Origin of the sequence: Phenylobacterium sp. (assembly GCF_036821595.1) — a bacterium.
In the GTDB taxonomy this organism is placed as follows: Bacteria; Pseudomonadota; Alphaproteobacteria; order Caulobacterales; family Caulobacteraceae; genus Phenylobacterium.
This window is the reverse complement of sequence record NZ_DAISJG010000124.1, coordinates 1-4,436: the sequence shown is the minus strand read 5'-3', so window position 1 is coordinate 4,436 and position 4,436 is coordinate 1. Positions and strand designations below refer to the sequence as shown.

At 71.1% G+C, this 4,436-nt stretch carries 3 protein-coding genes; 2 read left to right on the top strand and 1 reads right to left on the bottom strand.

Annotated elements, in window-relative coordinates; translation table 11 throughout:
• On the top strand, positions 1-609 hold a 609-nt coding region (locus V7Z97_RS19435; RefSeq protein ID WP_334165132.1), incomplete at its 5' end, for a methyl-accepting chemotaxis protein.
• Between the two features lie 95 nt (positions 610-704).
• Complete coding sequence (locus tag V7Z97_RS19430) at positions 705-2,468, top strand: DUF885 domain-containing protein (RefSeq protein ID WP_334165131.1); 1,764 nt, start codon at positions 705-707, stop codon at positions 2,466-2,468.
• A gap of 262 nt (positions 2,469-2,730) precedes the next feature.
• Here V7Z97_RS19430 and V7Z97_RS19425 read toward each other — a convergent pair whose 3' ends face one another.
• Positions 2,731-4,170, bottom strand: a complete 1,440-nt coding sequence (locus V7Z97_RS19425; RefSeq protein ID WP_334165130.1) for a spinster family MFS transporter — start codon at positions 4,168-4,170, stop codon at positions 2,731-2,733.
• Positions 4,171-4,436 lie beyond the last annotated feature (266 nt).

Sequence of the window (4,436 nt, the reverse complement as noted above, 5' to 3'; positions counted from 1 at the left end):
ATCATCGGGGTGATCGACGAGATCGCCTTCCAGACCAACCTGCTGGCGCTGAACGCCGGGGTCGAGGCGGCGCGCGCGGGGGAGGCCGGCCGAGGCTTCGCGGTGGTGGCCTCCGAGGTGCGGGCGCTGGCCCAGCGCTCGGCGGACGCGGCCAAGGAGATCAAGACCCTGATCAGCACCTCCAGCGCCCAGGTCGGCCGCGGCGTGGCGCTGGTGGACCAGACCGGCGAGCTGCTGCAGCGGATCGTCGAGCGGGTGGCCCAGATCGACGGCCTGGTGAGCGAGATCGCCACCGGCGCCCAGGAGCAGTCCCGCGGCATCGGAGAGGTCAACACCGCCGTCAGCCAGATGGACCAGCTGACCCAGCAGAACGCCGCCATGGTGGAGGAATCCACCGCCGCCAGCCACGCGCTGCGCCACGAGGCCGACACCCTGGACGGCTCCGTCTCGCGGTTCCAGGTGAGCGCCGTGGCGGAGACCGGCAAGGCGGCCCCGGCGCGCAAGGCCCCTGAGGCCGTGCCGATGATGAAGACCACCGGCGCGGGCGGGGCGGCGCGCAAGCCCGCGCCGGCCCCGGCCGCCGCGGCCGACAGCTGGGAAGAGTTCTAGAGACGTCGCCTCCCCGACGCGGACGGGCGTCCCCGGCTTGACCGCCAGGGGGCGCCCGTCGTCTCCTCCCGGCCTTGCGGAGCGGGGGGCGGGCGATGATCCGGGGACTGATGCTGGCGGCGGCCGTGGCGAGCGCTGCTCCGGCGATGGCGCAGGCCGCGCCGGCCGGCGAGGCCTTCCAGAAGGTGCTCGCCGACCACTGGGCCTGGCACCTCAGGACCAGCCCCCGCCAGGCCCGGCTGCTCGGCTACAAGGAATACGCCCGCGACCTCGGCGACCCGTCGCTTGCGGCCATGGACGCGGAGGCCCGCGAGGCCGCGGCCTTCATCGCCCGGCTGGACGCCATTCCGGCGGCGGAACTGTCGCCGGCCGACCGCATCAACCTGCAGATCCTGCGCCGCGACCTGACCGACCAGGTGGAGCGCAACCGCCACGTCCAGCGGGCGCAGCTGTTCTCGAACCGCCGGGGCTGGCACCTGCAGTTCGCCCGCGAGGCCGAGGAATTCCCGCTGTTCAACAAGGCCGACCACGAGGACTACCTCGCCCGGCTGGCGGCCTATCCGGCGTACAACCGCAAGGCCATCGAGACGACGCGCAGCCTGGTGAAGGCCGGCGCCACCCACCCCTGCGCCGCCATGGCGGGGTTCGAGCGGTCGATCTCCACCCACATCGTGGCGGACCCCACGGCCTCGGACTTCTACGCGCCGTTCCGCAAGGCCCGGCCGGCGAACATCGCCGAAGCCGACTGGCAGGCGCTCTCGGCCCGGGCCCGGGAGCTGATCGCGACCCAGGTCGTGCCGGCCTACCGCGAGTTCCACAGCTTCTACGTGGGCGAGTACCAGCCGCGCTGCCGCAGGGACCACGGCGACGCCGGCATGCCGGGCGGGCGGGACTGGTACGCCTACAAGGTCCGGCTGATGACCACGACGGAGCGGACGCCGGACGAGATCCACCGTCTGGGCCTGTCGGAGGTGGCGCGGATCCGTGCGGAGATGGACGAGGTGGTGAAGCGCTCCGGCTTCCCGGGCGACCGGCGGGCCTATGCCGAGCACCTGCGCACCGACCCCAGGTACTATCCGAAGACCGCGGACGAGCTGATGCGCGAGGCCTCGTTCCTGGCCAAGAAGATCGACGGCGAGATGCCCAAGCTGTTCGGCCGGCTGCCGCGCATGCCCTACACGGTCCGCGAGGTGCCGGCCTCGATCGCGGCCGGGACGACGACGGCCTACTACAACCGCGGCTCGCTCGAGGCCGGGCTGCCGGGCGTCTACTACGTCAACACCACCAAGCTGGACCAGCGGCCGCTGTTCGAGATGCCGGCGCTGACGGTGCACGAGGCGGTGCCGGGCCACCATCAGCAGCTCGCCCTGCAGCAGGAGCTGGACCTGCCCGAGTTCCGCCGCCACGCGGTGTCGTTCACGGTGTTCTCGGAGGGGTGGGGGCTCTATTCCGAGCGGCTGGGGATCGACATGGGCCTCTACGACACCCCGGCGAAGGACTTCGGCCGGCTGTCCTACGAGATGTGGCGGGCCTGCCGGCTGGTGGTGGACACCGGCCTCCACTCCAAGGGCTGGACGCGCGAGCAGGCCATCGACTTCATGCTCGAGAACACGGCGCTGTCACGGGCCAACATCGAGGCCGAGGTGCACCGCTACATGGTCGATAGCGGCCAGGCGCTGGCCTACAAGCTGGGCGAGCTGAAGTTCCGCGAGCTGCGGACCAAGGCCGAGCAGGCGCTGGGGCCCAAGTTCGACCTGCGGACCTTCCACGACGCGGTGCTGGAGAACGGCGCCGTGCCGCTGGACGTGGTCGACGCCCACGTCACCGCCTGGATCGCGGCGCAGGCGGCGAAGAACTAGGCGCGCTGCGCGCGGTCCACGAACCACACGAACCACACGAACAGGGAAGAACGACCAACCACGGATTTCACGGTTTGCACGGACGCGGCCGCGCCGACCGAGCCGATCCTGGCGAGGTTGTCGGACCTGATCGCGCGCCTCCAGCGCGCAAGGACATCCCGGGCTCCGCGTCTCCCATCCGTGTGATCCGTGAAATCCGTGGTTCTTCTTCGCTCGCGGGGTTCATCCCGGCTTTCGCCGGGATGAGCGGGGAGGGCGGAGCCTAGGCGCCGACCTTGGCGACCATGTCGCGCTTCAGCCAGCGGCAGGTGAGGAAGAAGAACAGGCCGCCGACGGCGTAGAGGGCCGCGGTGATCAGCATGGAGCGCTGCAGGCTCTGCGGGTGGGCGATGGCGCAGACGTCCTGCTGGGCGGCGGCCAGGGCGGCCCGGGCGGCGCCCTCGCAGGCCTTGCGGGTGAGGTCCGCGGCGCCGAGGTCGGCCACCTGCAGGGTGAAGATCAGGTCGCTGAGCGCGCCGATGAACAGCGGGCCCAGGCCATAGCCCAGCAGGTTCACCACGAAGAGCAGGATCGCCGTGGAAACGGCCCGGACCTGGGCGGAAACCACGCCCTGGCCGATGGTGTACTGGGCCGCCAGGTAGCCGTACTTGATCGCCCCGCCGATGCAGAGGCCGATGGCGGCGAACAGAAGGTTGTCGGTGGTGAAGGCCCAGAAATAGAAGGGCACGCTGGCGGTGAGGCCGATGCCGGCCAGCCAGGCGATGGCGTTGGGGTGGCGCCTGGCCAGCTTCTCGGCCAGCCAGCCGGTGGCGAAGGTGCCCACGGCCGAGGACAGGGCCACGGGGGCGTTGATCATCACCGCCGCCTCGCCGGCGGTGAGCCCGAAGCTGCGGTTCAGGAACAGCGACTGGAACGAGGCGATGCCGTAGCCGCAGAAGGCCGCGATGGTGGCGGCCACCGTCATGGTCCAGAAGGAAGGCTTGGACGCCAGCTCGCGCAGGCCGTCGCTGAACTTCGGCCTGGCCTTGCGGACCGTCCCGGGGGGATCGGTGTAGCCGCGCGGCGGCTCCTTCACCGTGAGCTTGAAGATGAGGGCCACCAGCACGCCGGGCACGCCCAGGACGAAGAAGGCGGTCCGCCAGCCGAAGGCGTCGGTGACCGGCCCGCCGATCAGGTTGGCCAGGAGGCCGCCCAGGGTCACGCCCATGGCGTAGTAGCCCAGGGCCGTCGACCGCGATCTCGGCGGATAGTAGTCGGCGATCAGGGAGTTGGCGGGCGGCGTGCAGCCGGCCTCGCCGATGCCCACGCCCACGCGGCAGGCGAGCAGCACCCAGAAGGCGCCGATGGTGAGCGAGCCGATGGTGATCTCGGCCGCCAGGCCGCAGAGCGCGGTCATGGCCGACCACAGGGCCACGCAGACGGTCATGATCCAGACCCGGTGGCGGGTCTCGGCGAACTGGGCCAGCGGGATGCCGACCACGGTGTAGAGCAGGGCGAAGCCGAAGCCGGTGAGCAGGCCGAAGGCGGTGTCGGAGATGCCCAGTTCGGGCTTCATCTGCGGGGCCACCACCGAGAGCAGGCCGCGGTCCACGAAGTTCAGGATGTAGATGACCAGGAGCGCGGTCAGGACGTAGCTGCGGTAGGGCTTGGACCCGAAGCCGGTAAGGTGGCCGTCCGTCCCGGCCGCCGTCGTCGCACTCATCCTGGTCCCCTGCTCCGTCACGCACGCGGTGTTCCGCTTGAGGGGCGGGACCGTACCGACTGTTCGAGAGCGGGGCAATGCGGGGGGCCGAGCTCGGAGGACTCAATTTGGAGCGGTGTTTCGAGGTGCGGCTGTCGGCCCGGGCCTGAAGCCCTCCTCCTCGATGGAGGAGGGTCGGGTGGAGGAAGGGGCGCTCTTTCCTGAGGCGCGCCGCTAGCGCTTGGGCTTGCGGGGGGGCTTGCCGTCGGGCTTGCCGGCGTGGGGCC